The organism is Labrenzia sp. C1B70, from assembly GCF_000475395.1.
GTDB classification, from domain to species: Bacteria; Pseudomonadota; Alphaproteobacteria; order Rhizobiales; family Stappiaceae; genus Roseibium; species Roseibium algicola.
This window is the reverse complement of sequence record NZ_AXCE01000002.1, coordinates 414,481-439,267: the sequence shown is the minus strand read 5'-3', so window position 1 is coordinate 439,267 and position 24,787 is coordinate 414,481. Positions and strand designations below refer to the sequence as shown.

Sequence of the window (24,787 nt, the reverse complement as noted above, 5' to 3'; positions counted from 1 at the left end):
GGCTTAGCGGACGATCAGGTCGTCGCCGAGCACGGCGGTCATTTCCGCTTCCACTTCGGCAACTGCGTCAGCCGGAGACTTCGTGCCGGTCCAGGCTGTTTCCAGCCCCTTGAACATGATCTCCGAGAACTTGCCGTAGTTCGGGTTGTTCGGCTGTGCATTGGCGTGCGGCAGCAGGCGGCGGGTCGCTTCGGCTGCCCAACGGTCGTTGGCGTAAAGCTCGATGTTGGACTGCTCCCGGGCAATGCCCAGGTGTGCAGACTTGATCGCGTGCAGCGTGTTGATGCGCGGTTCGGACGCGATCTTGATCAGCTGTGCGGCGATCTCGATATCGTCTTCGTCATCCTGCTTGGTGAGCAGATAGGCCAGCGGATGGGTGATGGTGTTGGCCTGGCCGTTTTCATTGCCTGCCGGAATGAGCGAGAACTGGATGTTGCCGAAGAAATCGTCCAGGCCTTCCTTACCGGTATAGCGCGCATAGTGCCAGGTGCCGCCGTGCCACAGGGCCGCCTTGCCGGACGCCACTTCCGCATACCACTGGTCCCACTCGGTGCCGATGTGGTTCTTGCGGGTCACTTTCGCTTCGACTGCGTCCACGAAGAACTGGTAGAAATCGGTCATCGCCTGTTTGTCGAGGATCAGTTTGCCGGTTTCGCTGTCCATCAGTTCGCCGCCGAAGGACTGGTAGAACTGGGCATAATCCGGCCCGTTGGAAACGCGCGGATAAAAGCCGTAGCCTTCTTCGACGATTTCCATGTCGACGGCTTTCTTGGCGTCTTCCAGTACGTTCTGGAGCGTGTATTCGCCGGCTTCGACCTTGGCCGGAAGCGCGTCGATCTCTTCATCCGTGTAACCGATCTTCTTCATGGTTTCGCGCCAGAAGAAGAACGGACGGCTTTCGGCATCCTGCGGCAGACCGTAGACGACGCCGTTGTAGGTCGTGATATCGAGCAGGTTTTCGTAGATGTTGTTGATCGGCCAGGTGTCCATGTCGACATAATCCTCGACAGGAACGATCAGGCCGGACTGGCTCCAGGGAGCGATATCCAGGTGGCTGGTCACAACAATATTCGGGGCGCTGCCGGCTTCAGCGGCCAGGGTCACGGCCTGCTTGAATTCCTCCCAACCGGCAAAGTCACGCTTCTTTTCGACAGTGATGTTCAGGTCTTCACCAGCAATCGCATATTCGCGGGACAGGATGTCCGCCGCCATCTCGATGGCATCGAGACGGTAGACGTCGCTGTCGTTGGAACCGCCTGCCCAGACGGTGATGGTGAGGTCTTTTGCCAGGGCGTCTCCGGCAAAAGCCGCGGTGGTGAGAGCCAGGACGGCAGCCGCTGTGGACTGGCGCAGTTTGGAAACGAGAATGCTCATCGTATTTCGCCTGCTGTCTGTGTTGCGACACCTCCCTCCCGGAAGTGCCATGTGGAAAGAATAAACATGTTTTGCACACGTGTGCAAAGCGGGTTCTAGCGGGCGGGTATTACGGGCATGTGACAGCGTTGCGAATTTCAGGAGCCGGACAATGCGACAACCCTGGCTTCATCTTGATCATAAAAGCCGATCACGACGGCGAGACGACAGACGGAGGGCGCTTTACTCGGCCTTGATGATTTTTGGCTATAGCAACACCCCGAACAACAATTTTCATGACCTTCCGGCTTCTGAGAAGCCGGACCAGCGGGGAGTTGAACCCATAAAGCGCCTTGTTATCGATTTGGACGGAACCCTGACCCTGGCAGACACTTCCGACTACAGGAACGTCTCACCGAACCTGCCCCTCATCGAGAAGCTGCGGGAGTACAAGGAACAGGGCTTCGAGATCGTGATCCAGACCGCACGCAACATGCGGACTCATGAGAACAATGTCGGCAAGATCACGGCGCACACGGTGCCGATCATCATCGAGTGGCTGCAAAAGCACGACATTCCCTACGACGAGATCTTCGTCGGCAAGCCCTGGTGCGGACATGAAGGATTTTATGTAGACGACCGCGCCATCCGGCCGGACGAGTTCGTCCGCATGTCAAAATCGGAGATCGACACCCTGCTCGACAACGCACCGAAAAACTGACGTTAAAACAGGCTTCGCAGCCGGCTGACCGCGAAGCCTGTCTATCTTTGTGCCGGCCGATTTATCGGTATTACAGTTTCTGACCGTCCTGACCTTTCTTTCGGTAGACGGTCCAGGAAGGGCTGCTGGCAGCTTCTTCGTAGTGCTCCTGCACATACGGCCGGTAGATTTCCCAAAGCGCTTCTCCGGACGGGTCGCCATGACCGAGGATCACGAACTCCGCATCGGAGAAGAACTCTTCTTCCGGCTGGTGGATCTCATTGGAGAAGGTTCTGCCATTGTGGAACCAGATCGGCACCCTGGCGGGTGAAGGCTTGTTGAGAAGGGCCGGAAACGGATTGGCGAAGTTGAGAGCCAGTACCGGCCCGGCATCCGGATCTGCAGCCCCGACTTCCTGCAGCAGGCTGAAACCATCCAGCATCCTGTTGTAGTCGACAGTTACTTCCTCATCAGGCTGTTCCAGCCAGCGCGGATGCAGCACGAAGCCTGCCTGCCCGGTATTGGCCAGCCGTTCGTCTGCCGGATACTGCCGGCTTTGCAGGAATTGCGCGACCATGGCACCGCCATCACGGGCCGGATAGATGAGGGCGATTGCAATGGTGAGGACCGACAGGATCTTCAGCGTCAGGGCCTTCGACTGTCTTTCGACGGAGACCGCCGCTGTTTCCCCCTTGCGGAAAAGACCGGCCCACTGTGCGGCGATGATCGGAAGCATGGCATAGACCGGGCTTTCCGACAGCCAATGGTTCTGCATGAGAATAACGCAGGCCATGGCAGCGGCGACCAGGATCAGGACGACAGGTGTGAAGCGTTTGGGTTCAGCACTGTTTTCGCACAGCAGGAGATAAAGCACAGCGCTGCCGATGGCCCATACCGCAGCCTCCCCAAGCTGGGTAATCAGCTTGATGATGCGCCAGGTTTCCTTGGCAAATCCGGAGACGGTCTTGATGTCCGCAAGGTTCGCGCTGACCTGGCCCGTCACCAGCTCTGCGGCCGCAAGCGACGCCGCAAGGCCGATCAAGACCACAACAGCATGCTTGATCGAGACGTTCCGGAACACCGTTGCCGCGACCAGCAAGCCCACGAGGGCGGCGCCGAATGTGACCTTGATCAGAAAGACGACGGCAATCGAAAAGCCCAGCAGAAAAGCCTCCGGCACACCCCTGCGTCCAGGAGGGCAGCAAAAGGCCACGGTTACGACAGCTGCAAGGGCCGCCGCCCAACGGTTATAGGGGGCAAGCCAGCTCATGCTGGTCTGGGCAAAGATCATGTCCGGTTCGCGCGGTGTCACGACTGTCGCGACCGCGACCAGCAGAACGAGGCCAAGCGTGCCGAAACTCACCTGTCGCGTCAGAGTGAGAACCGCCAAAACGAAGGTTCCAAGCCCGAATATGGCACTTGCCAGGGGAACCGAAGTCGCATCCTGCGGGCGTAGCTCGACCGCGATCCGGAAAACCCAGTCATAGACCGGTCCGATCGGACTGAAATAATCGACGCTGGAGGCCTGACCATAGGCAGATTTGTTTGCCGTATCAAAGGCGGTCCAAAGGTCGTGCAGGTAACGCTCGTGATCAAAGAACAGGTGCGGCAGCGTCGCGCTGACGGCAATCAGCACACCGGCGGCCAACAGGCCAAGCAAGCCGATAAAGCCGGAGGCATGGTCCTTTCGCAAATACCAGACTGCGACAAGCACCGGAAACAGCAAGATGGCAAAGGCATAAGTCGAAAGGGCAATCATTTGGCAATCGTCCACTTTGCTGCGGAAGGCGGCGGAGAGGCGATGAACGCCTCCAGTTGCTCCGGCGTACCGAGCATTCCGACATCCTCGAACGCCAGCTGACTGATGGAGACAGCTGCCCCGTCCGCGATGATCTGGTTGTACATCGGCGCGATGTAGCGCTCGCCCTTCTCCTCGCCGCTGTTGCGGAAGAAGCGGGCATAGACGTCCCGGTAGCGGGCGACGCTGTCGAACCAGTAGAGGCCGACGGTCGCATGATCGGAAATGCGTTGCTTTTCGCGAAGCTCCACCACACGTCCATCCGCATCGGTGCGTGCGAAGGACCAGCCGTTACCCGGTCCGGGAAAACACGGGACATGCCCGGCACAAACCGCCGGGTCTGCCGGCTTCATCGCACCTGGCGCCACGTAAGTGTCGATGTTGAAGATGGCGAGTGGCTGGTTTTCCGAAGCCGTGGCAACAAGTTCCAGAGCTGTTGTCGCCTGGCCGTCGGTGAGTTCGTCAAGCTCGACGATGCCGTCAACCTGAATGCCGAGCGCCTTGCAGCGGGCTGTCAGGAACTCCGGCGCGTTCAATCCGCTGCGCACGGCAAAGCAGAACGACCAGCCCGCCTCGCGGTAGGCCTCCATCGAGAGCATGGACCAGTCGAACAGGGGTCGGCCGAGCGCCTCGATTTCATACTTCGGACGGTCGTAGCCCGCCTTGGTGAAACGGCTGCCCATCCCGGCCATCGTAATCGCTACTACGCCGCTCATCAGCTGGCCTTTCTCTGCCGTTTCTGTCCGCTTTCAAGCTGATCGAGGATCGAGGCCGCGATCAGCGCAAAGCCGACGAGTTTGTCGGGGTGGTCGGTGTGAAGCGGCAGCATCGACAGGAACAGTGACAGTTCGACCGCACGCACATGGGCGATGTCGAGGCCTTCCGCCTCCAGCCTGTCGCAGAAGTGCCGCTCGGCCCAATCCGCGGGAGGCGCGATCGTCCAGTCGAGTTCCAACCGCAGTTCCTTGTTCAGATAGACGCGGAACAGGCCGTTGTTGACGTAGTCATAGCAGCCCAGAATGGAGTGACTGATCTTGGCGACATCATAAAGCGGATGCATCATCGCATCATCCGCGGACAACGCTCCGCGCGGATCGATCAGCCGCATCAGCCCGATCCGCCTGTCGAACAGGACGTTGGAAAAGCACGGATCGCCGTGGGAAAACACCAGCTGATCCGTCGTGCCGACCGCCTTTCGAATGAAGGGGCGCGCCTGCTCCAGCATGTCGGGCAAACCACCGCGCGGGCCGGCTTTTTCCAGAATCTGGTTGGTCTGTCTGCCGCGCTCCGTCTCCAGGAACCCCGCCAGCCGCTTGTCCAGTTTTTCCAGGATCTGGGTTTCGGCCCGCGCTCCGTCTTTCTTTCCCGGCGTTCTTGCGTTCAGGTAGGTGAAGATCTGATCGAGCAGGACCTTGAAATCACCTTCCGTGAACGAGTGATGCACCCATTGCAACGCCGCATCCGGGATCGCCAGATGCTCCATCTGGTAGCCGGCCTTCTTGCCGTCTTCCCAGAACCCGAACGTGGGCAGCAGGAAACGTTGCAGTTCAGGCGGTGCGGCATGGAAGAAGCCGTGCTCGGCACGCATTTTTGCAATGTCGGTGGACTGCTTGTGAAAGACGCTGTCTTCCGAACGAGCGGAATTGAAATGCCGAAGTTCTGTCGCACCGGACAGAAACAGCATCAGGTTGCGCGGCTCGCGGATATCGATGAAGCGGGCGTGGTCCGTGATGATCTCGGTACGATCGCGCAACGACAGCAGCAGGAGACGGCGGGCCTCAGGCGTTTCCGCGCATAGAAGCGACGCGGCTTCGGCATGGAACAGAACGGCGACGGCCTCATCGTCGATGACCGGGCTGGCGAGCATGGTCTTCAAGGCGTATCCGGCCTTGCGCACCAGCACCGAAAAGCCTTCCGGATCGAGCGGCGGCAGACAGAGCGGCACGCGCAGATAGATTGCGGCGTCGCCCCAGTCGCGGATGCGGTCTGCAAGCTCGACACCGCTTTCAGGCGACATCAGGTGTTCCACCGTTTCCGCACCGGCCTCCAGGGACATGGCCGTCAGTTCTTTCGCCAGTGTCTGGCGGCGGCGCATGATGTCGGAGAACCGGACTTCGCCAAGCGCGGCCCGCACGCTTTCTGCCGGCGGATCCCGGTCGTCTAGGATTACGGAAAGTGCTTTCGTCATAAGGCACCGGTCCTGTTCTGGGCACGTAGCGGTTCGTTGCGCACTCGCGGAAGGTAGATCCACATGGCGAGCGGCCAGACCAGCGCAAGGGACAGAAGACACAGGCTGCTCCAGGCGCCGATGGCGCCCTGGAAACTGGCAACCGGCCCCTCGAACACCCGCTCGGCCAGAATCACGATCCCGCTGGTTTCGACAAAATTGGCGGAGGTGTATGCCAGCACAGTCGCCGCCAGGGCTTCCAGGCCCCAGATGACCATGGACATGACCAGCAGCACCGGTCCCTGTACGCGGAAAAGATCGGCCCCACGTGTCGTGATCTGACGCAATCCGTCCAGCTGACCCAGGTGTCGCAAGGAATTCGGGTTCCGGTGGTTCAGAACCACATAATGTTGCACGGCCCGCAGGATGCCGGGGCCAAGCACGAAGACGACAAGGCCCGCCAGCACTGCAAGGCAGGTGACGGCCAGAAGGACCATCGGCCCGGTGGCCAACGGACCGTGGTAGGCATAAACGACGACGAGCAGGACGAGGATCATCAACCCGTCGAAAAACCTCTCCAGAAGGATGATGATCAGCGCGCCGGGAAAGCTTTTGCCCAGATACCAGAGCTGGTGCAGCCTCAGGATCTCGCCAAGCTTGAAGGGAATGACGAGGGCACCCGGGCTGGTCACCAGATGCAGCAGCGCGCTGGAGCGCCCGGAAATGCCGAGCAGCCGCGAAGCCATGATCGCAAGACGAACAGCGCGCACACAATGCGAGCCGAGATAGATGCCGCCTGCAACAAGGAGCGCCTGCCACGGCTTGCCCGCAAGCTCACCCAGCCCCTGCTCGGCCAGCCACCAGATCGCGAGACCGAACGGCAGGAACAGGACCGCGTAATGCAGGGCAAGGCCGGCCGGCAACCTGGCCTGCCGCAAGCGTGAGGATGTCCGCACAGACCTCACCTCAGGCAATCCGTGTCGAGGGATAGGCGGCGCGCGGTGTCTGCCGGTGATCGGTCGCAAAGAAAGCGGCCGGTTTGAACAGACGGAAGCTGACGATGCGCAGAAGCTGAAAGCCCATCTTGCTCAGCTTGGCATTGGATATCTGGTCGTCTTCACGCCAGGTGAGCGGAAAGAACCCCAGCCGGAACCGGTTCCGGACAACACCCAGGATCAGGTAATAGTTGAACGTCAGGTCGTCGGCGTATTTCAGGTGAAAGCCGGACTTGAAGGCCTCTACCTTGAACAGGTTCAGTCCGGAGCCGAGGTCAAAGAGACGCTGGCCGCTGATTGCCGAAAAGATCAGGTTGAAGGTGTGGTTGGCCGCCGTGCGCAGCAAGGAATAACCCTCCAGCTTGGAGCCTTTCATGAAGCGCGCGCCCATCAGAAAGTCGAGATCCTTGTGACGGCCGGCCGCGATATGCGGCACGAGATCGGCAATCGCGCCCTGATCGTCACCATGCAACACCACAAGATAGTCGTAGCCGTTCACCATCGCGAAATTGATCGCGACCTTGTGCGAACCGCCGAGACCGTAATTGTCGTCGTTGTGCAGCAAGGCCGTTTCGGCGTATCCGAGTTTCGCCAACCCCGCCTGTGCCGCCTCGCGCGTGCCGTCCGTCGACCGGTTGTCGACACACAGGACACCATCAACGACAGCCTGAACTTCCGGTGCCTCCAGTTGCTTCAGCACACGCGGGATCTGCGCTTCGCAATTGTAGCAGGGAATGAAAACGAGAACCCGGCCGGTCATGAAGGGCACCTCAATCTGACTTGCGGTGTTCGAGCAGAAACCGCATGAAAAAGAAATTCGCGACAAGGGTGAAAGGCGTGACCAGCATCTTGGCCGCGACCCCGCACAAGGTCACTGGCTTCAGTCCCAAACCGGCAACGAAGGCAGTGCCGTCAACTGTGACCAGCAACGACATCAAAGCCCAGCTCAACCCGGCCGTCAGAGCCGAGGCGGCGGTTACCGCGACAACCTGCCAGATCCAGTAGAGCGCCAGGAGCACTGTCGTCGACCTGTTGCCGGCCTTCTCGAAGATGTGCTTGCCGGCAACGAAGAAAACGAAGGTCACGCCGCAGAAGGCACCGATGAAGTTTGCCCAGAACACGGGCAGGCCACTCTGCGTGAGCGTTGCCATGGTCAGGAAATCCAGGCACCAGCCTATGCCGGAGATCAGGGCAAATCCCGAGAAGCGCTTTGCAATCGCATTGTAACGGTTCAAGGAAGACGACCCTGACTTTTGTTTGCCGTCGCGTTCCACGACAGTAGATGCGCTCCCGGCGTCCTTCATGAAACCACCGTCAGCAACCGCTGGAAAGACGGTCGATCCATATGCTGAAATTGCGCTCGGCCGGCATCGGAAAAACCTGTTCACATCCTGAAAACAAAGAAGCCGTTTCCGTCGAGCTGTCTGACCGAAACGACCTTATCTCATGCCGGGAAACACTAGCGGTGAATTGTTTCAATGCCGTTAATCGGCGAATCTGACAATGGGTCTGGATATGTGGAAGGTGTCCGTGCCAACGCCCGCTGGGACGCGATACAAGGGTTCGGGAACAGCTTCCCGGTGGCAGCAGAACAGTCAATCGGCGATCGCTCGCGGCAATGACAAACCGCACACGGCCTACTGCCTGGTCGGCTCAAAATGCAAATTTTTCGAAGAAAGACTGGAATGGTGGAGCCAAGGGGAATCGAACCCCTGACCTCTACAATGCCATTGTAGCGCTCTCCCAACTGAGCTATGGCCCCAAGTTCCATATGAGAGCCGGTTTGGGTGCCGGCGTCGATGGAGGCGGGTTATAGTCACACCTCCACACAAGATCAAGCAGAAAATATCAGGATCTTTTCTGCCGCTTGTGGAAAAGCCCGGACAGACTGAAAAGCCTGTCCGGACAATAGCTTAGCGATCCGTATCTTCGTCGATTTCGACGCGGATGCCCGGGACGGATTCTTCGTCTTCATCTTCATCGTCGATAAAGACGTCGTCGTCGTCACTATTTTCGTCGTCGTCGAGATCGACGTCCGTATCTTCCAGATCCGGCACATCGTCGTCGCCGCCTTCCGCTTCCGCATCGGCCTCTTCCAAGGTCACGATTTCCGGAGCTGCGACGTCGTCTTCTTCTTCATCGTCTTCCGGCGTCTCTTCGACCTTCGCAGCCTTCGCGGCACGGGAGGTCATGACCGCCTCGAACACCGTGCCGCATTTCGGGCAGGTGACCGGGTTCCGGTTGAGATCGTAGTATTTGGCGCCGCAGCTCGGGCAGAGCCGCTTTGTGCCAAGTTCAGGTTTTGCCACTGTGCTCACCCTTCTTCGTTATGCAATCGACTTGAATTCGTGGGCCGCCCCATAGCCTCAAGCCGTTCCGGTGTCAAAGGCAAATCAATCGAAAAACATTCTTCGGATTATTGTTCTGCACGTTGTGACTCAAATTTCAAGCACCTGACCGCGTTACCCACACGCCCTGCAGACCGGCACACGTTTGAATCTGCTTGTCGTTCTGCTAATGCCGGGAAATTTTGCGAAGTTCGGATTCGGGTGGTCTGAACGGATGACGCAGGCGCATCCACATGATAGGACGTGTCACCTTTTGACAACCGATCCAATTTGCGGACATTGAAAATGTCACACGATTCTGCGCCCAAGCCTCTGACTTCCAGCCTGGGCAGCCCCTTGACCGGCACGATCCGCGTGCCCGGCGACAAGTCCATCTCCCACAGATCCCTGATGTTCGGCGCGCTTGCCGTCGGCCGTACCACCGTGAAGGGTCTGCTTGAATCGGAAGACGTGCTGGCCACGGCTGACGCCATGCGTGCTGTCGGCGCAACCATCACCAAGCTCGAGGACGGCAGCTATACCGTCGACGGGATCGGCCTCGGCAGCCTGCTTGAGCCGGAGCATGTCATCGACTTCGGCAATGCCGGCACGGGCGTGCGCCTGACGATGGGCATCTTCGGAAGCCACAACATCGCCGCTACATTTGTCGGCGACGCTTCCCTTTCCAAACGACCGATGGGCCGTGTGCTCAATCCGCTGCGCGACATGGGTACCAACGTGATTGCCCGCGACGGCGACCGTCTGCCGGCGTCCATCCGCGGCCCGGAGCAGGCGCTGCCGATCACCTATCGGGTGCCCATGCCTTCGGCGCAGGTCAAATCGGCCGTTCTGCTGGCCGGCCTCAATGCCGCCGGCGAAACCACCGTCATCGAACCTATCCCGACACGCGACCACACGGAAAAGATGCTGAAGGGTTTCGGCGCCGACATTTCCGTATCCGTGAACGAGGCCGGCGAGCGCGTGATCAAGCTGCAGGGCCAGCCTGAACTGAAGCCGCAGGACATTGACGTGCCTGGCGATCCCTCCTCCGCGGGCTTCCCCCTGGTGGCGGCATTGATCGTGCCGGGTTCCGACGTCGTCATCGAAAACGTTCTCCTGAACGAGCACCGCACCGGTCTCATCACCACCCTGATTGAAATGGGCGGCGATATTTCCATCGTCAATCGCCGCGAGACGGGCGGCGAGGAAGTGGGCGATCTGCACGTGAAGGCCAGCAAGCTGAAGGGCATCACTGTTCCGGCCGACCGGGCGCCGTCGATGATCGACGAATATCCGGTGCTGGCCATTGCTGCCGCATTTGCCGAAGGCGATACGTTCATGCCGGGGCTCGAGGAGCTGCGCGTGAAGGAATCCGACCGCCTGGCCGCTGTTGCCCGCGGGCTGGAAGCCAACGGCATACCTTGCGTTGAAACCGAGGATACGCTGACCGTGACAGGTGGTGCCGATGCGATCGGTGGCGGCACGGTGGTGACCCATCTCGACCACCGCATCGCCATGTCCTTCCTGGTGCTGGGCATGGCTGCCCACAAGCCGGTGACGGTTGACGACGGCGCTGTGATCGCGACCAGCTTTCCGACCTTCACCGGTCTCTTCGACGGCCTTGGCGCTAAGATTTCCGCAAACACCAGCGAGGCCGCATGATCATCGCAATCGACGGACCGGCGGCTTCCGGCAAGGGGACCCTCTCCCGCCGGCTGGCAGATCATTTCGGACTGCGGCACCTGGACACCGGGCTGACCTATCGCGCGGTTGCGGCCGCGCTTCTGGCCAATGGCCTGCCGCTTGGCGACGAAGGTGTTGCCATCGAGATTGCCCATAATCTCGATCTGGCCCAGATGGACAAGTCCGTCCTGTCGGCGCACGAGATCGGCGAAGCGGCGTCACGCATCGCGGTTCTCGGCGGCCTTCGCGACGAGTTGGTGAAGCTGCAGCGGCGTTTCGCCCAGACGCCTCCCGGCGCTGTTCTCGACGGTCGCGACATCGGCACGGTGGTGTGCCCCGATGCAACAGTGAAGCTGTTCGTGACCGCCTCTCCCGAGGCCCGCGCAAAGCGCCGGACCGACGAGATGGTCTCCAAGGGGCAGGACGCGCAATATGCCGCCGTTCTGGAAGATCTCAAGCGCCGGGACGAGCGCGATTCCAAGCGAACCGTGGCTCCAATGCGCCAGGCGGACGATGCGGTCTTGCTTGATACGACAGAAATGGATATAGAGACCGCGTTCCAGGCGGCTGTGGATATCATCTCCCGCGCCAGGGGTGCCTGATAAGGACAAGGGGTTCACCACCGGTGCGCCCCTGTTTGTGCATCCGGAACGCATGTGGCCTCAGGCCATCAGTTCTTTACGGAACGACCAGAGAATTTCGGCAGGGCGCCTTTTCCGGCGACCTGTGACGAGACCGGATTTTCCGCCTCTCGCCCCGCCGGCCCGCTTTCGATAGCGGCAGGATCAGCGGAAACCGCGATCCCGGGAGAAGGACAGATCCGGAGTGCAACACCAACCCGCCGGCGGCGCGCCTGAAGGCGCCAGGAGCATATATGTCTGATTACAATCCCTCCATGGAGGATTTCTCCGCTCTTCTCGAAGAGTCCTTCGTTCAGAACGACCTGTATGAAGGTGCCGTCGTAAAGGGCACCGTCGTCGCGATCGAAAAAGACCTGGCAGTCATCGACGTTGGTCTGAAGGTCGAAGGCCGCGTGCCGCTGAAGGAATTCGGCGCAAAAGGCCGTGACGGCGAAATGAAGGTCGGCGACGAAGTCGAGGTTTACCTGGAGCGCGTTGAAAACGCTCTTGGCGAAGCTGTTCTGTCGCGCGAAAAAGCTCGCCGCGAAGAAAGCTGGGTCCGCCTGGAAGTTGCTTTCGAAGCAAACGAAAAGGTCAACGGCCAGATCTTCAACCAGGTCAAGGGTGGTTTCACCGTCGATCTGGATGGCGCAGTTGCCTTCCTGCCGCGTTCGCAGGTCGATATCCGTCCGGTTCGCGACGTGACCCCGCTGATGCACACCCCGCAGCCGTTCCAGATCCTGAAGATGGACAAGCGCCGCGGCAACATCGTCGTGTCTCGCCGTGTCGTTCTGGAAGAAACCCGCGCCGAACAGCGTTCGGAACTGGTCCAGAGCCTGGAAGAAGGTCATACCGTGGAAGGTGTGGTCAAGAACATCACCGATTACGGTGCGTTCGTCGACCTCGGCGGTATCGATGGCCTGCTGCACGTCACCGACATCGCGTGGCGCCGCATCAACCATCCGTCGGAAGTTCTCACCATCGGCCAGACCGTCAAGGTGCAGATCATCCGCGTCAACCAGGACACGCATCGCATCAGCCTCGGCATGAAGCAGCTTGAAACCGATCCGTGGGATGGCATCGAAGCCAAGTACCCGATCGAAGCCAAGTTCACTGGCCGCGTGACCAACATCACCGACTACGGCGCATTCGTGGAACTGGAGCCGGGCATCGAAGGCCTGATCCACGTTTCCGAAATGTCCTGGACCAAGAAGAACGTCCATCCGGGCAAGATCGTTTCCACTTCTCAGGAAGTCGAAGTGATGATCCTGGAAGTCGACCCGGTCAAGCGCCGCATCTCCCTGGGCCTCAAGCAGACCCTGCAGAACCCGTGGGATGCATTTGCCGAGCAATTCCCGATCGGCACCGAAGTCGAAGGCGAAGTCAAGAACAAGACCGAATTCGGCCTGTTCATCGGCCTCGACGGCGACGTGGACGGCATGGTTCACCTCTCCGACCTCGACTGGAACCGCCCGGGCGAGCAGGTTATCGAAGAGTTCAAGAAGGGCGACATGGTCAAGGCCGTCGTTCTGGATGTTGACGTCGACAAGGAGCGTATCTCCCTCGGCATCAAGCAGCTTTCCGGCGATCCGATGGAATCGGGTGCAGCTGGCGAACTGCGCAAGAACTCCGTCGTGACCTGTGAAGTCATCGAAATCAAAGACGGCGGCCTGGACGTCAAGATCGCAGACAGCGACCTGACTGCCTTCATCCGTCGCGCCGACCTGTCCCGCGATCGCGAGGAACAGCGTCCGGAGCGTTACTCCGTTGGCGACAAGTTCGATGCCCGCATCACCCAGTTCGACAAGAAGACCCGTCGGGTCACCGTGTCGATCAAGGCTCTCGAGATCGCAGAAGAGAAGGAAGCTGTCGCTCAGTACGGCTCTTCCGACAGCGGTGCGTCCCTCGGCGACATCCTCGGTGCAGCTCTGAAGCAGCAGTCCGAAGACTAAGATTTTCGTCTCTCTCACGAGAGTTGAAAGCGAAAAGCCCGGCAGCAATGCCGGGCTTTTTGTTTCTGCGTTGCGAGGGGGGTAGTGTAGGCAACGCGCCCTCCAACTTACGCCCCAAATGGGGAATGCGGCCAGCTCCGACGTGCATTAGCTTCCGGTCATGCCACCATCTGGAGCAAGAGCATGTTCGACTGGTATGACCTGCGTAATTTCCTGGAAGACAATCTGATCGTCAGCATATTCGTCGGCATTGCCTTCGCAATTGCCATTGTCTGGGCGGTGGTCGTGTTCGTCCAGGCCCGCGGCGGCGGGTTCAAGGCTGTTTCAGCCAGCCTCTTTGCGACAATCGTTTCCCTGTTCTATCTCGTGATGGCCTTCGCACTGGGCTCGTTTGCCGAGCCTCTGGTCATCATGCCCTATTTCGCAGTTCTCGCCGCGCTCAAGTCCATGGCCGTCGCCTGGCGTATCGGCGCACGCTGATACCAAGTTCCCAGGCGGGTGACGTCAATCCGGCCTGGCGCGTTACGCCTGTGCTGGGAAACGCGGACTTAGCGCCGCTCTTTCAGAATGCCCTGGAAATAGCCCGACAATGCTTCATGGGCATCCAGCGGCAATACCTCGGCGACGTATTGATCGGGCCGGACGATGACCAAACAGCCTTTATCCCGGTCAATGCCGCGCATTTCGAAAATGTCGTTGCCGCTTTTGAGATCCGGGCAGAACATCTTTTCATAGTCCCTCAACCCGTAGCGGCCTTTTGCCGGTAGCAGCAGTGACGGCATGCGCCCAAGGGCCAGATCGCGATGGTTTTGCTGGAAGACTGCGCGAAGATCGATAACCGCGTCTATATCTTCCCCTGCCGCCGTATGACGCAAAACCGGTGAGCTCTGATCGTCTTTCAGAAAGTTGCAAAGACGACGGATGGCCGACGTTTCCGCTGCCGGGTCGCCTTTATCGGCAAATGCGAAGATCCGCCAGCGACCGTCTGCCTTTACGACATGGCCCAGCTGTACCGGCTTGGCGTCGGCAAGACGAACGACAGGGGCGGAATGAAACCGCATGCCGATCTGGAAACCTTCCGCCAATTGCTGATGCGCACCCTCACCCGTCAACAGGGACGGGAGATAGCGCGAGGCTGTCCCGGCGGTATAACGGCCATGCTGCACAAAGTATTTCTGAACTTCAGCCGGTTCGACGCCATCGGGATTGCTTTCCGACTTCACCGGCGCGCTGACAAGCTTTGCCCATTCCCGGTCGAAATCGATCAGGTTCTGCGCAATCGCCTGGCGTTCGGCCGAATAGCTGGCAAGCAGGTCCGGTTCACTCAGTCCCTTCAGTACGTGGGCGAGTTTCCAGCCAAGATTGAACGTGTCCTGCATGGAGACGTTCATGCCCTGCCCGGCCTTCGGGCTGTGCGTGTGGCAGGCATCGCCTGCAATAAAAACGTGAGGCAAGCGGCCCGGAGCACCTTCTGCCGGAACATCATCGAACTTGTCGCAAAGCCGCTGACCGATTTCGTAGACCGACCACCAGGCGACTTCCTTCACGTCGAGAGAATAGGGATGAAGGATGCGTCCGGCTGCGGCGATCAGATGATCGACCGTAATGTTCCGGTTGGCGACCCGCTCGTCCGGCCGCAGCTTGTCGAGTTCGACATAGATGCGGACCAGATATCCGCCTTCACGCGGAATGATCAGGATGCTGCCTTCACTGGCCGACTGCACCAACGCCTTGAAGCGAATATCCGGGAAGTCCGTCACGGCAAGAACGTCCATCACGCCCCAGGCCTGATTGGCACTGTCGCCCTTCAACTCGCGGCCCAGCGCCCTGCGCACGGAACTGCGGGCGCCGTCGCAACCGACCACGTATCTTGCGCGTACGGTTTCCGTTTCACCTTCGTGTCCGGGATCCGTGCGTTCCAGCTGAACCGTAACCGGCCACTCCTGCCCTGCTTCGACCGCCATATCCAGATCGACCAACTGGCGGGAGTAGTTGGGCTCCAACCTGTTTGGCGAATTGCGCATGATCTCGAGATAAAAGTCGTGAACGCGCGCCTGGTTCAAAATGACATGCGGAAACTCGGACAGACCGTCCTCGACATCCTGAACCCTGCCGCTGCGGGCGATCGTGTCCGGAGACGCCGGGTCCGGTTTCCAGAAAGTGGTCTCGTTGACCCAGTAAGCTTCCTTTTCCAGTCGCTCGGCAAAGCCGAACGCCTCGAACATTTCCATTGTCCGACAGGCGACACCATCCGCCTGGCCAAGCTTCAGGGGGCCGGCTTTCTGCTCCACGATACGGGTTCGGATGTCCGGGAAAGCCGCAAGTTGCGCGGCAAGCGTCAGGCCTGCGGGACCGCAACCGACAATGAGGACATCGACTTCTTCCGGCAGGCTGTCTGTGTTGGCCAGCGCAGTGGCATCGGAATTAGGTTCATGAATGTCCGGATCACCGGTCTTGAAGCCGTCGAGATGAAATTGCATGAAACCGTCTCCTCCGCCACTTTCCGGCTGTTTGGCAACCGGCCTTCCTTCTGGGAAAGGCCGGCGCCAGCATGATGGGGCCACGCGAAAGCTGCCGGTGTTCAATCCCGGACTTCCTTGCCGCATTGCGGGTCTTTCGCGTTTGACAATTCCGCCGCGATGTCCAAACAAACATCGACAACGGATTAATTAGAAAGCATACTGATTATCAGCATGCTGTCAAATATAATCAGCATACTTCCTTTTTTGAACTCCCTGGAGGCGGCGATGCGAAACCTTGAACAGATGCCCGGACACCTGATCCGCCGTTTGCAGCAGATCGCGGTGGCAGTGTTTCATACGGAAGTGGATGCCGTCGGATTCGACATGACGCCGGTGCAATTCGCGGCGCTGGTCCGGGTGGCGGAAAACCCGGGCATCGACCAGATAACGCTGGCAGGCCTGATTGCCTATGACCGGACCACGATAGCCGGCGTTGTCGACCGGCTGGTGCAGAAGGGCTTCCTGTCACGCGCCGTGAGCGAAAAGGACAGGCGCGCGAAGGTGCTGCACATGACGGACGCCGGAACCGATGCGCTGTCGCGGCTTGGCCCTGCGGTGGAAAAGGCGCAACAGGTGATGCTCAGCGGGCTCGACCGCCAAGAGGCTGACGATTTCATGCGTCTCTTGCAAAAGGCGACAGAGGCGGTCAACGACCTCAGCCGCGCGCCACTGCGTTCCGGTTCAAAGGCTGCGGAAAAAGACTGACTGGCCTGCAAAGGTTCAGCATCAAGACCGCAACAAGCGGTGACTATTTCCCTGCCCAGAAATCCGCCTGCAGGCCGGCCGCTTCCTCTTCCAGAAGCGGACCGACAACCTCCACCTTGCGTTGCCCCGCCGCAAACACCGTCCTGCAGGGCAGATCGAGTGTCGGATTTTCCTCGTGATCGCCCGTCTGTTCCTTCAGGGACTTTTCGGTCTGGCCAAAGACGACCCGACCAATGCCCGCCCAGTAGACAGCGCCGGAGCACATGGCGCACGGCTCTGCCGACGTGTACATGGTGCAGCTTTCCAGAAAATCCGGGCGCCAGCGCTTGCTTGCACGTGTCGCCAGCAGCCTTTCTGCATGGGCGGTCATGTCCTGCCCTTCGGCGGAATAACCGTTACCCTGCTCCATCAGAACCTCTCCGTCCGGGCCTGCCAGCAGGCAGCCGAATGGATGATCGCCCGTTTCCCGCGCCTGTCGCGCGATTTCGAATGCCCGGCGCAACAGCGCGATATCTTTGTCGTCATGAGTATCAGTCACGCAAGGCTCCTTTGATTTCTTCCCCCTGAAGGGAGCATGAACACGCTCACCCCGCAAGACTTTGCAAACAGTCAGTCACGTTGAACAGAAACACATCAAAAGACTGGCGATTTAAAAGGCAACTGCTGAAATATTGGCCTCTTGATCACTATTCTCGCGGTTTCATCTTGAGGCTTTCTTGACAAAAATCGCGCACCGGTTTCCCGTAGAGGTCGAGTAGAAGCGGTGGAGCCCAACGGTTCCGACATTGCTCATCTTTCAGTTGATCGACGATGCCCGGCACGAACGCGCCCGCATCCAAGACCAGGAGATGAGAATGCCGGCCGAAGACAACAAAACGCTCCCGCCACTCGAAAACCTTCCAGAGAAAGTACAGCGAAAGGGTGTGCCGATGCGCATGTTTGACGGTAAGTCGTTGGTTGTTGCCATGGCGGCAATGGTTGGGTCGTTTCCGGCGGCTGCGGCCGATCTCGTGACCTATCAGCTCGACTGGTTGCCCGGCGGTGACAAGGCGCCGATCTATGTCTGCATTCAGGAAGGCTTCTGCGAAGAAGCCGGTCTCGAGATCAAGATCGAACCGGGGCGCGGGTCTTCCGAGGCCATCACCAAGATCGCCACGGGGGCATCGGACATCGGTTCCGCGGGCATGGGCGCCCTGATGGCAGCCAAGGCGACCGAAGGCGTGCCGGTGACCGCGGTCATGACCATCTTCAACATGGGACCGCATGCCTTCTACACCACCAAGGACAGTGGCATTGCCTCGATCAAGGATGTCAAAGGCAAGAAGATCGCGACTTCGCCTTTCACCTCCTCCAACGTGTTCCTGCCTCTGGTTCTGGCCGACAACGGATTGTCGGAAGAAGATATCACCCTGACCAAATCCGACCCCGGCGCGTTGGGGCCGCTGCTGATGACCGGCCAGTCGGACGCGATCATCGCCTGGCTGACCGATGTCTCGCGCTATTCCGGCCAGGCGACGGAGGCCGGCAAGGAACTGGTCGTGCTGCCCTGGGCAGACGCAGGTCTTGAGCTTTATTCCGCATCGCTAGTTGCGGGCGACACGTTCCTGGAGGAGCGCCCGGACGTCGCCAAGCGCTTCGTTGCGGCCTTCAAGAAGTCCCTCGAATTTGCCTATGCAAACCCGGACAAGGCAGCCGCGGCAGTTTCCGCACAGGTGCCGGAGCTTTCGGCGGAAGACGTCAAGGGATCCTGGCTGGATGCGTCCAAGCTTGCCTTTAACGATGTCACTGAAAAATTCCCGCTCGGCACAATCGATGCCGACAGGCTGGCGGCGACATGGACCCGCGTTGCAGCAGCGCAGGATCTGGACCCGGCATCCCTTAAACCTGAAGACGCTGTCAACCGCTCGTTCCTGCCGGCAGCGGAGTAACCCTCAAGTGGCACTCACCAACAACGCGATCAGCTTTTCCTCGGTCGGTCAGACATTTCTGACCGGCTCGGGATCCGTCACCGCCCTGGACGGGGTCACCGTCACCGTTGCGCAGCATGAGTTTGTAGCAGTGCTCGGTCCATCCGGATGCGGAAAATCAACCTTGCTGAGGGTGACCGCCGGACTGATGAAACCTTCAAAGGGAACGGTGAGTGTCTTCGGCAAAGAGGTGACGATGCCGAGGGACGATGTCGGCATCGTCTTCCAGAAACCGACATTGCTTCCCTGGGCCAACGTAGAGGACAACGTCGTCTTTCCGGTTCGCCACAAATACGGACGGGTGACGACGGAGGACCGCGAACAGGCCCGCACCATCATCGAGACCGTCGACCTGAAAGGATTTGAAAAGCGGCTGCCGTCGGAGCTTTCCGGCGGCATGCAGCAACGGGTCGGCATTGCCCGGGCTCTGCTTCTCAATCCGGACATTCTTCTGATGGACGAACCGTTTTCAGCGCTTGATGCACTGACCCGCGATGCCATGGGCTTTGAACTTCTTCGGTTGTGGCAAGCAAGTCCGAAGACAGTCCTTTTCATCACCCACTCGATTCCGGAAGCCGCGCTGCTGGCCGACAGGATCCTTGTGCTCAGCGAGCGCCCCGGCCGCATCATCGCGGACCTGCAGGTGCCGACCGCCCGTCCGAGAGACGAAAGCGCGCTGAGAACGCCGGAGATGCAGGATTTCTCGGCCGAACTCCGCTCGCTGCTGATCAGAAAGGAGGCCGCCTGATGACTGTCAGCGAAACACAGGACTCCGCCGCGGCGAAGACCTCCCCAAAGCCCGAGCGTCTGGAGCGGCCGTTGCCGGTTTCCGAAAAGCTGCTCCGGATGCCTGTCGTACTTCCCCTGATCACCTTTCTCCTGATCCTGGTCATCTGGGAAGCCGGGACACGGCTGTTTTCCGTTCCCTCTTTCGTGCTGCCCGCCCCTTCCCGCATTCTGGGCGGATTTGAGAGCGTTACAGCCGGACGCTGGATGGAGCATATCTGGGCAACACTTCGGGTCGCCCTCATCGGCTATGCCGTTTCATTTGTCATCTCGCTTCCGATTGCCGTCGGCCTGGCAAAGTCGCGTCTGCTCTCCGGAGCGTTCTACCCGTTGCTGGTGGTCATCCAGTCTGTCCCGGTCGTCGCCGTTGCCCCGATCATCATCGTGGTGCTGGGCACCGGTGATGCTCCACGCGTCGTGATCACCTTCATGATCTCCTTCTTTCCGCTGGTCGTTTCCATGACGACGGGTCTGGCCGCCACGCCGCCTGAACTGATCGAATTGTCCAGGTCGCTGCGCGCGCCGTCCTTCCGGGAGATCACGCAAATCCGCTTGCCCTATGCGACGCCTTACATCTTTTCGGGCATGAAGATTTCGATCACGCTTTCGGTCATCGGCGCTGTCGTTTCCGAATTCGTCGCCGCCGAAAAAGGCATCGGCTACTTCATCCAGTTCTCCACGTCGATGTTCAAACTGCCCCAGGCCTGGGCCGGACTGGTCATCCTCGTGATCATGTCGCTGGTCCTCTTCCAGCTTGTCAGCCTCGCACAGCGGATCTTCTTTCCCTGGTCACTGCCGAAGGGACAGAAATGACGAGCTTCCTGATCAACAACATTGACTACGGCCTCACCGGAACCCGGGAGGGAGACCGCCTCAGCGGTGCAATCCGCGTTCACGACGGCGGGATTGCGGAAATCGGCCACTTGCAACCCCGGCAAGGCGAACGGATTGTCGATGCGAGCGGATGCGTGGTCACACCGGGACTGGTGAACACCCATCACCATCTATTCCAGTCTGTCCTGAAGGCCGTGCCGGAAGGCATGAATGCGCCACTTGACGACTGGCTCATGAACGTTCCCTACAGCTACTGGCCGCTGATCGACGAGGAAACCCTTCGCGTATCGGCCAGGATCGGACTGGCAGAACTGCTTCTCACCGGAACGACAACGGTCTGCGATCATCACTACGTCTATTCCGACCACTATGACTACGATCCGGCGGACGTGCTTTTTGAAGAGGCGGAAGCGCTTGGCATCCGTTTCGTCCTGGCCCGGGGTGGTGGAACGAAAGGCCGGTCTTTTCCCGATCCGAGCCTGCCACCGTCACCAAGCGAGCCACTGGACAAATTTCTGGCAAGCATCGAGCGGACTGCAAACCGCTGGCATGACCCCTCCCCAGGTTCCAGCAGGCGGGTAGCCGTCGCACCGACCACGCCGACGTTCAACGTCGATGCGGGAGAGCTTGCCGACATCGCCCGCTTTGCTCGCGGCAAAGGCCTGCGCCTTCATTCGCATCTTTCGGAAAACCGGACCTACGTCGACTTCACCCTGGCGAAATACGGCAAGCGACCGGTTGATTGGCTTGCCGAGCAGGAGTGGCTCGGGCCGGATGTCTGGTTTGCCCATCTGGTGGAATGCGACCGGGACGAGGTGCGCATGCTCGCAGAAACCGGAACCGGGATGGCGCACTGTCCGCAAGCAAATGCAAGGCTTGGCTCAGGCATTGCTCCAGCTGACGCCCTGCACGACCTTGGCGGCAGAGTTTCGCTGGCTGTTGATGGCGCAGGCGCGAACGAGGCCGCCGACATGGGCGCTGCCCTCTACAGTGCCTTCGCGCTGCACCGAGCGACAAAGGGCGTGCAGGCATTGAAAGCCGAAAGCCTGCTCAACTGGGCAACCGAAGGCGGCGCCAAGGTGCTCGGCTTTGAGGAGATCGGCGTGCTGCGTCCCGGCATGATCGCCGACATTGCCGTTTTCGACATTTCCGCCCCTCGCAACATGGGACTTCACGATCCGGCCCTTGCTCCCGTGCTGACGGGTGCCGCAAGCCTGCGTCACAGCTTTGTCGGCGGGCGGCAGATCGTCCGGGACGGTTCCATCCCCGGACTGGACCTGGCCGGGCTCGGTTCGGACGCAAGGCGTGTTACCCGGCAACTGATCGAACGCAGAAAGGAAATAACGGCGCCTCACCGGGCCCGCGCCGCCCAGGCCTGATGGCAAATCGCCTGCGTCGGGCAGGCACATTCTTATGTGGAGTAGAAGCTGTCAGTGCCCATGAGCACGGGTCATTGCTCCCGGACCTCTTTCTCAAGGAGAACGGAAATATGAGCACCTCTGCATCTTATGGTCTCGTTGAACTGGAAAAGGAAAAAGGCTTCGGCGGCGTCGGTGAGACGATCGATCGATCAATTCCCCAGGTCGACATGTCGGATTTCTTTTCGCGCAAGGCAGAGATCACCGACGATCTGTGGGCTGCCGCGACGGACATCGGCTTTTTCCAGCTGAGCAACCACGGCATCCCGCAGGAACTGATCGACGAGGCTTTTCGACTGTCGGCCGGCTTCTTCGACCTGCCGGCCGAGACGAAAGAACAATATCCGCTTCGGCCCGGCACCAATGCAGGCTGGGAATTCAAGGCGCAGGTCCGCCCTTCAACCGGTACTGCCGACCAGAAGGAAAGCTACCAGATCACCCTGCCGCGCATGACAGGTCTCTGGCCGACCGGCGAAGAACTGTCCGGATTCAAGGCGACCATGCTGGCATTCGAGCGGCACAACTGGGCGCTGGCGATGAAGGTTCTGTCCTGCTTTGCCGACAAGCTGCAGTTTCCGCCGGACTTCTTCACCGAAGGACATGACCCGCTGACACCGGAATACCAGTCGACCCTGCGGCTGATCCATTATCTGGGCATGGAAGATGCCAAGCCAGAGGACTTCAAGTTCTGGCGGGCCGGTGCCCACACCGACTTCGACTGCCTGACACTGCTGCACCAGAAGGCAGGCCAGGGCGGGCTACAGCTTTGCCCGGGCAAGGACAGCCAGGGCCGGGCGATTGCCTGGACCGACGTGCCCCCGCTGGAAGGCGTTATCACCTGCAACATCGGCGACATGCTGATGCGCTGGTCGGACGACAAGCTTCTGTCAAACCTTCACCGGGTGCGCATGCCCAAGCCGGAGGAATATCTCGGTCCTCGCTACTCGATGGCCTATTTCGCCCAGGCCAACATGGATACGGTGCTTGCAGGGCCGGAAGGTAAGTATGAGCCGATGACGGCGCATGACTATATCCAGATGCGGCTAGGTGCGAATTTCGGCAAGAAATAGCGGCGCAATCGCCATCCGACAAAGAAGAACCACGGCGCCGGAGCCATCGTTTGAAACGATCGGCGTCGTGGCTGCACCATTTCAGCCATGATTTGTCCGCGAAACTATCCAGAAGCTGACGATCCGGCAGACTTTACTTTTGCTGCCCGTCCTTTAGGCTTGGTTTCACGACGAGCACCCGCCAACGAAACGCGGCCTCAAAACTCACCCAACAGACAGAATTGCGAAACGCTCCATGACCGAAGCCAAAAGCGGCGACACGGTTCGTCTTCATTATAAGGGCACGCTGGACGACGGCTCCGTCTTCGACAGCTCCGAAGGACGCGACCCGCTGGAATTCACCGTTGGATCCGGCCAGATCATTCCGGGTCTCGACCAGGCCATTCCCGGCATGAAGGTTGGCGACGAGAAGACGGTCCGCATCGAACCCGACAGCGCCTACGGTCCCCACAATCCGGCCGCACGCCAGGCTGTTCCGCGGACCAACATTCCGGCCAACATCCCGCTGGAAGTCGGCATGCAGCTGCAGGCGCAGACAGAGAACGGCCAGATGATGACCGTGACCGTGATCGAGATTTCCGAAAACGAAGTCATTCTGGACGCCAACCACCCGTTGGCCGGCAAGGTGCTGACGTTCGAGATCCAGCTGACGGGGATCAACTGAGGCCCACCGGTTCCGGTTTGGCTGGCGGTGGCAAAGTCAGAAGCCGATTTCGGCTCCCTGATGAGGTCTGAACGCTGAAAAGACAAAAGCCCCGCGGTTCGCCGCGGGGCTTCTTTTTTCACGCACCGGCGCTGCAAGCCGGCGCGCGAAAATGTCAGACCATGCTTCAGTCCATATAGACGCTGTCGTTGGCTTTCTGGACCTCGGTCTTGAACAGGCCAAGCAGTTCGTTGGCTTTCGGGTCGAGGTTTTCAGCCACGTGCGTTTCGAAAGCCGGCTGGGCCGCTGCAGCCATGGACGCGCGCTGGTCGGCGGTGAGAGCGGTCACTTCCATCTTGTCCATCAGGCCTGCCAATCCCCTGTCGGAGGCTTCGATGATGCGCGACAGGCCACGGCTGGCGGTTACGCAGCTTTCCGCGGCATAGCGCAGGGTCTTCTGCTGCTCTTCGCTCAATCCTTCGAAGAAGTCCCGGTTGACCATGAACGTGTAGGGCGAGAACAGGTGGTTGGTCAGCGTCATGTACTTCTGAACTTCAGAGAAGTTCGCGAAGGAAATGATCGGCACCGGGTTCATCTGACCGTCGATGACGCCGGTCTGCAGACCGGAATAGACCTCGCCCCAGGATAGCGGATAGGCCTGCGCGCCAAGCGCCTGAATGATGGTCTGGTGAGACGGCAGCGTCATGGTGCGGATGCGGATGCCGTCAAAATCGTCGAGCGACGCGATCGGGTGCTTGGAATTGGTAACAGCGAAGAACCCGCCCGTGTCCGGGAAACCGAGCACCACAACATCTCCAAGGGCTTCCTCGATGTCGGCAGCCAGAGCCTTGCCGAAATCACCGTCGAAAACCGCGTAGGTGGCGGCGTTGTCGGCGAAGGCGAACGGCAGGTTCAAAACGTCGATACGTGGGTAGTAGCTGGCCAGCGCGCCGGTGGACGTCAGTGTTGCCTGGATGATGCCGTCGCGCACATGCTGCACATGCTCGGCAGCCGAACCGAGCTGGTTGGAACCGAAGACCTCCACTTCGACGGCACCGTTGGTGTCTGCGTTGACGATGTTGGAGAACACCGCGGTGCAGGCATGAGCCGGATTTTCGAACGGATCGGTCTTGTTGTCGTGTCCGAACTTCAACACCTTTCCATCTGCCAGCGCGCTGCCGGCCATAAGCGCAGCGGTCAGCCCGACCGCCAGTCCCTTTGCGAACTTCTTCATGATTTTCTCCATT

At 59.7% G+C, this 24,787-nt stretch carries 23 protein-coding genes and 1 tRNA gene; 12 read left to right on the top strand and 12 right to left on the bottom strand.

Annotation, left to right across the window (positions count from 1 at the left end):
- Positions 1-3: 3 nt before the first annotated feature.
- On the bottom strand, positions 4-1,374 hold the full coding sequence (locus Q666_RS36665; RefSeq protein WP_022998939.1) for an extracellular solute-binding protein: 1,371 nt from the start codon (positions 1,372-1,374) through the stop codon (positions 4-6).
- A gap of 235 nt (positions 1,375-1,609) precedes the next feature.
- Here Q666_RS36665 and Q666_RS36660 point away from each other — a divergent pair, with 235 nt between their 5' ends.
- Complete coding sequence (locus Q666_RS36660; RefSeq protein ID WP_022998940.1) at positions 1,610-2,074, top strand: HAD hydrolase family protein; 465 nt, start codon at positions 1,610-1,612, stop codon at positions 2,072-2,074.
- Positions 2,075-2,144: 70 nt separating this feature from the next.
- On the opposite strand, the gene Q666_RS36655 is transcribed toward Q666_RS36660, so the two are convergent.
- The 8 genes from Q666_RS36655 to Q666_RS36625 all read right to left on the bottom strand — a co-directional run bounded on the left by Q666_RS36655 (position 2,145) and on the right by Q666_RS36625 (position 9,322).
- Positions 2,145-3,812, bottom strand: a complete 1,668-nt coding sequence (locus Q666_RS36655) for a hypothetical protein (RefSeq protein ID WP_022998941.1) — start codon at positions 3,810-3,812, stop codon at positions 2,145-2,147.
- Positions 3,809-4,567, bottom strand: coding sequence for a glycosyltransferase family 2 protein (locus Q666_RS36650; RefSeq protein ID WP_022998942.1), 759 nt, complete (start codon positions 4,565-4,567; stop codon positions 3,809-3,811). Before Q666_RS36650 ends, Q666_RS36655 begins: the two co-directional genes overlap by 4 nt.
- On the bottom strand, positions 4,567-6,039 hold the full coding sequence (locus Q666_RS36645; RefSeq protein ID WP_022998943.1) for a hypothetical protein: 1,473 nt from the start codon (positions 6,037-6,039) through the stop codon (positions 4,567-4,569). The genes Q666_RS36650 and Q666_RS36645 overlap by 1 nt, the downstream gene beginning before the upstream one ends.
- Positions 6,036-6,974 carry a lysylphosphatidylglycerol synthase domain-containing protein gene (locus Q666_RS36640; RefSeq protein ID WP_161633212.1) on the bottom strand — a complete coding sequence of 313 codons (939 nt, stop codon included), beginning with the start codon at positions 6,972-6,974 and terminating at the stop codon, positions 6,036-6,038. The genes Q666_RS36645 and Q666_RS36640 overlap by 4 nt, the downstream gene beginning before the upstream one ends.
- Before the next feature lie 10 nt (positions 6,975-6,984).
- Positions 6,985-7,773 carry a glycosyltransferase family 2 protein gene (locus Q666_RS36635; RefSeq protein WP_022998945.1) on the bottom strand — a complete coding sequence of 263 codons (789 nt, stop codon included), beginning with the start codon at positions 7,771-7,773 and terminating at the stop codon, positions 6,985-6,987.
- A gap of 10 nt (positions 7,774-7,783) precedes the next feature.
- On the bottom strand, positions 7,784-8,317 hold the full coding sequence (locus Q666_RS64675) for a GtrA family protein (protein WP_022998946.1): 534 nt from the start codon (positions 8,315-8,317) through the stop codon (positions 7,784-7,786).
- A gap of 382 nt (positions 8,318-8,699) precedes the next feature.
- A tRNA-Ala gene (locus tag Q666_RS36630) sits at positions 8,700-8,775 on the bottom strand.
- Positions 8,776-8,926: 151 nt separating this feature from the next.
- On the bottom strand, positions 8,927-9,322 hold the full coding sequence (locus Q666_RS36625; RefSeq protein ID WP_022998947.1) for a TIGR02300 family protein: 396 nt from the start codon (positions 9,320-9,322) through the stop codon (positions 8,927-8,929).
- 324 nt (positions 9,323-9,646) lie between these two features.
- Here Q666_RS36625 and aroA point away from each other — a divergent pair, with 324 nt between their 5' ends.
- From aroA to Q666_RS36605, 4 genes are all read left to right on the top strand, one after another.
- Positions 9,647-11,002: a 3-phosphoshikimate 1-carboxyvinyltransferase gene (gene aroA / locus Q666_RS36620; RefSeq protein ID WP_022998948.1), complete on the top strand. Its 1,356-nt coding sequence runs from the start codon at positions 9,647-9,649 to the stop codon at positions 11,000-11,002.
- Positions 10,999-11,625, top strand: a complete 627-nt coding sequence (gene cmk / locus Q666_RS36615; RefSeq protein WP_022998949.1) for a (d)CMP kinase — start codon at positions 10,999-11,001, stop codon at positions 11,623-11,625. Before aroA ends, cmk begins: the two co-directional genes overlap by 4 nt.
- 272 nt (positions 11,626-11,897) lie before the next feature.
- Positions 11,898-13,595, top strand: a complete 1,698-nt coding sequence (gene rpsA, locus Q666_RS36610; protein WP_031268654.1) for a 30S ribosomal protein S1 — start codon at positions 11,898-11,900, stop codon at positions 13,593-13,595.
- A gap of 183 nt (positions 13,596-13,778) precedes the next feature.
- The gene (locus tag Q666_RS36605; RefSeq protein ID WP_022998951.1) at positions 13,779-14,075 is read left to right on the top strand and encodes a hypothetical protein; all 297 of its coding nucleotides are present in this window, start codon (positions 13,779-13,781) and stop codon (positions 14,073-14,075) included.
- Between the two features lie 68 nt (positions 14,076-14,143).
- On the opposite strand, the gene Q666_RS36600 is transcribed toward Q666_RS36605, so the two are convergent.
- Complete coding sequence (locus Q666_RS36600) at positions 14,144-16,075, bottom strand: FAD-binding monooxygenase (protein ID WP_022998952.1); 1,932 nt, start codon at positions 16,073-16,075, stop codon at positions 14,144-14,146.
- Positions 16,076-16,342: 267 nt separating this feature from the next.
- Between Q666_RS36600 and Q666_RS36595 the strand changes: the two genes are divergently transcribed.
- A complete protein-coding gene (locus tag Q666_RS36595) occupies positions 16,343-16,822 on the top strand; it encodes a MarR family transcriptional regulator (RefSeq protein ID WP_023014439.1) in 480 nt (159 codons plus the stop codon).
- 43 nt (positions 16,823-16,865) lie between these two features.
- Here Q666_RS36595 and Q666_RS36590 read toward each other — a convergent pair whose 3' ends face one another.
- Positions 16,866-17,360, bottom strand: a complete 495-nt coding sequence (locus Q666_RS36590) for a nucleoside deaminase (protein ID WP_022998954.1) — start codon at positions 17,358-17,360, stop codon at positions 16,866-16,868.
- Between the two features lie 427 nt (positions 17,361-17,787).
- Here Q666_RS36590 and Q666_RS36585 point away from each other — a divergent pair, with 427 nt between their 5' ends.
- The 6 genes from Q666_RS36585 to Q666_RS36560 all read left to right on the top strand — a co-directional run bounded on the left by Q666_RS36585 (position 17,788) and on the right by Q666_RS36560 (position 23,561).
- On the top strand, positions 17,788-18,750 hold the full coding sequence (locus Q666_RS36585) for an ABC transporter substrate-binding protein (RefSeq protein ID WP_286133751.1): 963 nt from the start codon (positions 17,788-17,790) through the stop codon (positions 18,748-18,750).
- Positions 18,751-18,757: 7 nt separating this feature from the next.
- Positions 18,758-19,537, top strand: coding sequence for an ABC transporter ATP-binding protein (locus tag Q666_RS36580; protein WP_022998956.1), 780 nt, complete (start codon positions 18,758-18,760; stop codon positions 19,535-19,537).
- Positions 19,537-20,388, top strand: coding sequence for an ABC transporter permease (locus Q666_RS36575; protein ID WP_022998957.1), 852 nt, complete (start codon positions 19,537-19,539; stop codon positions 20,386-20,388). The genes Q666_RS36580 and Q666_RS36575 overlap by 1 nt, the downstream gene beginning before the upstream one ends.
- Positions 20,385-21,788 (top strand): amidohydrolase family protein, encoded by a 1,404-nt coding sequence (locus tag Q666_RS36570; RefSeq protein WP_022998958.1) that lies wholly within the window; start codon positions 20,385-20,387, stop codon positions 21,786-21,788. The genes Q666_RS36575 and Q666_RS36570 overlap by 4 nt, the downstream gene beginning before the upstream one ends.
- A 110-nt stretch (positions 21,789-21,898) precedes the next feature.
- The gene (locus tag Q666_RS36565) at positions 21,899-22,897 is read left to right on the top strand and encodes a 2-oxoglutarate and iron-dependent oxygenase domain-containing protein (protein ID WP_022998959.1); all 999 of its coding nucleotides are present in this window, start codon (positions 21,899-21,901) and stop codon (positions 22,895-22,897) included.
- A 235-nt stretch (positions 22,898-23,132) separates the two neighbouring features.
- The gene (locus Q666_RS36560) at positions 23,133-23,561 is read left to right on the top strand and encodes a peptidylprolyl isomerase (RefSeq protein WP_022998960.1); all 429 of its coding nucleotides are present in this window, start codon (positions 23,133-23,135) and stop codon (positions 23,559-23,561) included.
- A 166-nt stretch (positions 23,562-23,727) separates the two neighbouring features.
- Here Q666_RS36560 and Q666_RS36555 read toward each other — a convergent pair whose 3' ends face one another.
- On the bottom strand, positions 23,728-24,774 hold the full coding sequence (locus Q666_RS36555; protein WP_031268661.1) for a DctP family TRAP transporter solute-binding subunit: 1,047 nt from the start codon (positions 24,772-24,774) through the stop codon (positions 23,728-23,730).
- Positions 24,775-24,787 lie beyond the last annotated feature (13 nt).

Bases quoted from the DNA above. Each gene is read 5' to 3' on its own strand.
- Q666_RS36565 (WP_022998959.1), top strand. From the start codon at position 21,899: ATGAGCACCTCTGCATCTTATGGTCTCGTTGAACTGGAAAAGGAAAAA.
- Q666_RS36570 (WP_022998958.1), top strand. From the start codon at position 20,385: ATGACGAGCTTCCTGATCAACAACATTGACTACGGCCTCACCGGAACC.
- Q666_RS36660 (WP_022998940.1), top strand. From the start codon at position 1,610: ATGATTTTTGGCTATAGCAACACCCCGAACAACAATTTTCATGACCTT.
- Q666_RS36560 (WP_022998960.1), top strand. From the start codon at position 23,133: ATGACCGAAGCCAAAAGCGGCGACACGGTTCGTCTTCATTATAAGGGC.
- Q666_RS36600 (WP_022998952.1), bottom strand. From the start codon at position 16,075: ATGCAATTTCATCTCGACGGCTTCAAGACCGGTGATCCGGACATTCAT.
- cmk (WP_022998949.1), top strand. From the start codon at position 10,999: ATGATCATCGCAATCGACGGACCGGCGGCTTCCGGCAAGGGGACCCTC.
- Q666_RS36645 (WP_022998943.1), bottom strand. From the start codon at position 6,039: ATGACGAAAGCACTTTCCGTAATCCTAGACGACCGGGATCCGCCGGCA.
- Q666_RS36650 (WP_022998942.1), bottom strand. From the start codon at position 4,567: ATGAGCGGCGTAGTAGCGATTACGATGGCCGGGATGGGCAGCCGTTTC.
- Q666_RS36575 (WP_022998957.1), top strand. From the start codon at position 19,537: ATGACTGTCAGCGAAACACAGGACTCCGCCGCGGCGAAGACCTCCCCA.
- Q666_RS36555 (WP_031268661.1), bottom strand. From the start codon at position 24,774: ATGAAGAAGTTCGCAAAGGGACTGGCGGTCGGGCTGACCGCTGCGCTT.
- rpsA (WP_031268654.1), top strand. From the start codon at position 11,898: ATGTCTGATTACAATCCCTCCATGGAGGATTTCTCCGCTCTTCTCGAA.
- Q666_RS36655 (WP_022998941.1), bottom strand. From the start codon at position 3,812: ATGATTGCCCTTTCGACTTATGCCTTTGCCATCTTGCTGTTTCCGGTG.
- Q666_RS36585 (WP_286133751.1), top strand. From the start codon at position 17,788: ATGGCGGCAATGGTTGGGTCGTTTCCGGCGGCTGCGGCCGATCTCGTG.
- Q666_RS36605 (WP_022998951.1), top strand. From the start codon at position 13,779: ATGTTCGACTGGTATGACCTGCGTAATTTCCTGGAAGACAATCTGATC.
- Q666_RS36665 (WP_022998939.1), bottom strand. From the start codon at position 1,374: ATGAGCATTCTCGTTTCCAAACTGCGCCAGTCCACAGCGGCTGCCGTC.
- aroA (WP_022998948.1), top strand. From the start codon at position 9,647: ATGTCACACGATTCTGCGCCCAAGCCTCTGACTTCCAGCCTGGGCAGC.
- Q666_RS64675 (WP_022998946.1), bottom strand. From the start codon at position 8,317: ATGAAGGACGCCGGGAGCGCATCTACTGTCGTGGAACGCGACGGCAAA.
- Q666_RS36595 (WP_023014439.1), top strand. From the start codon at position 16,343: ATGCGAAACCTTGAACAGATGCCCGGACACCTGATCCGCCGTTTGCAG.
- Q666_RS36635 (WP_022998945.1), bottom strand. From the start codon at position 7,773: ATGACCGGCCGGGTTCTCGTTTTCATTCCCTGCTACAATTGCGAAGCG.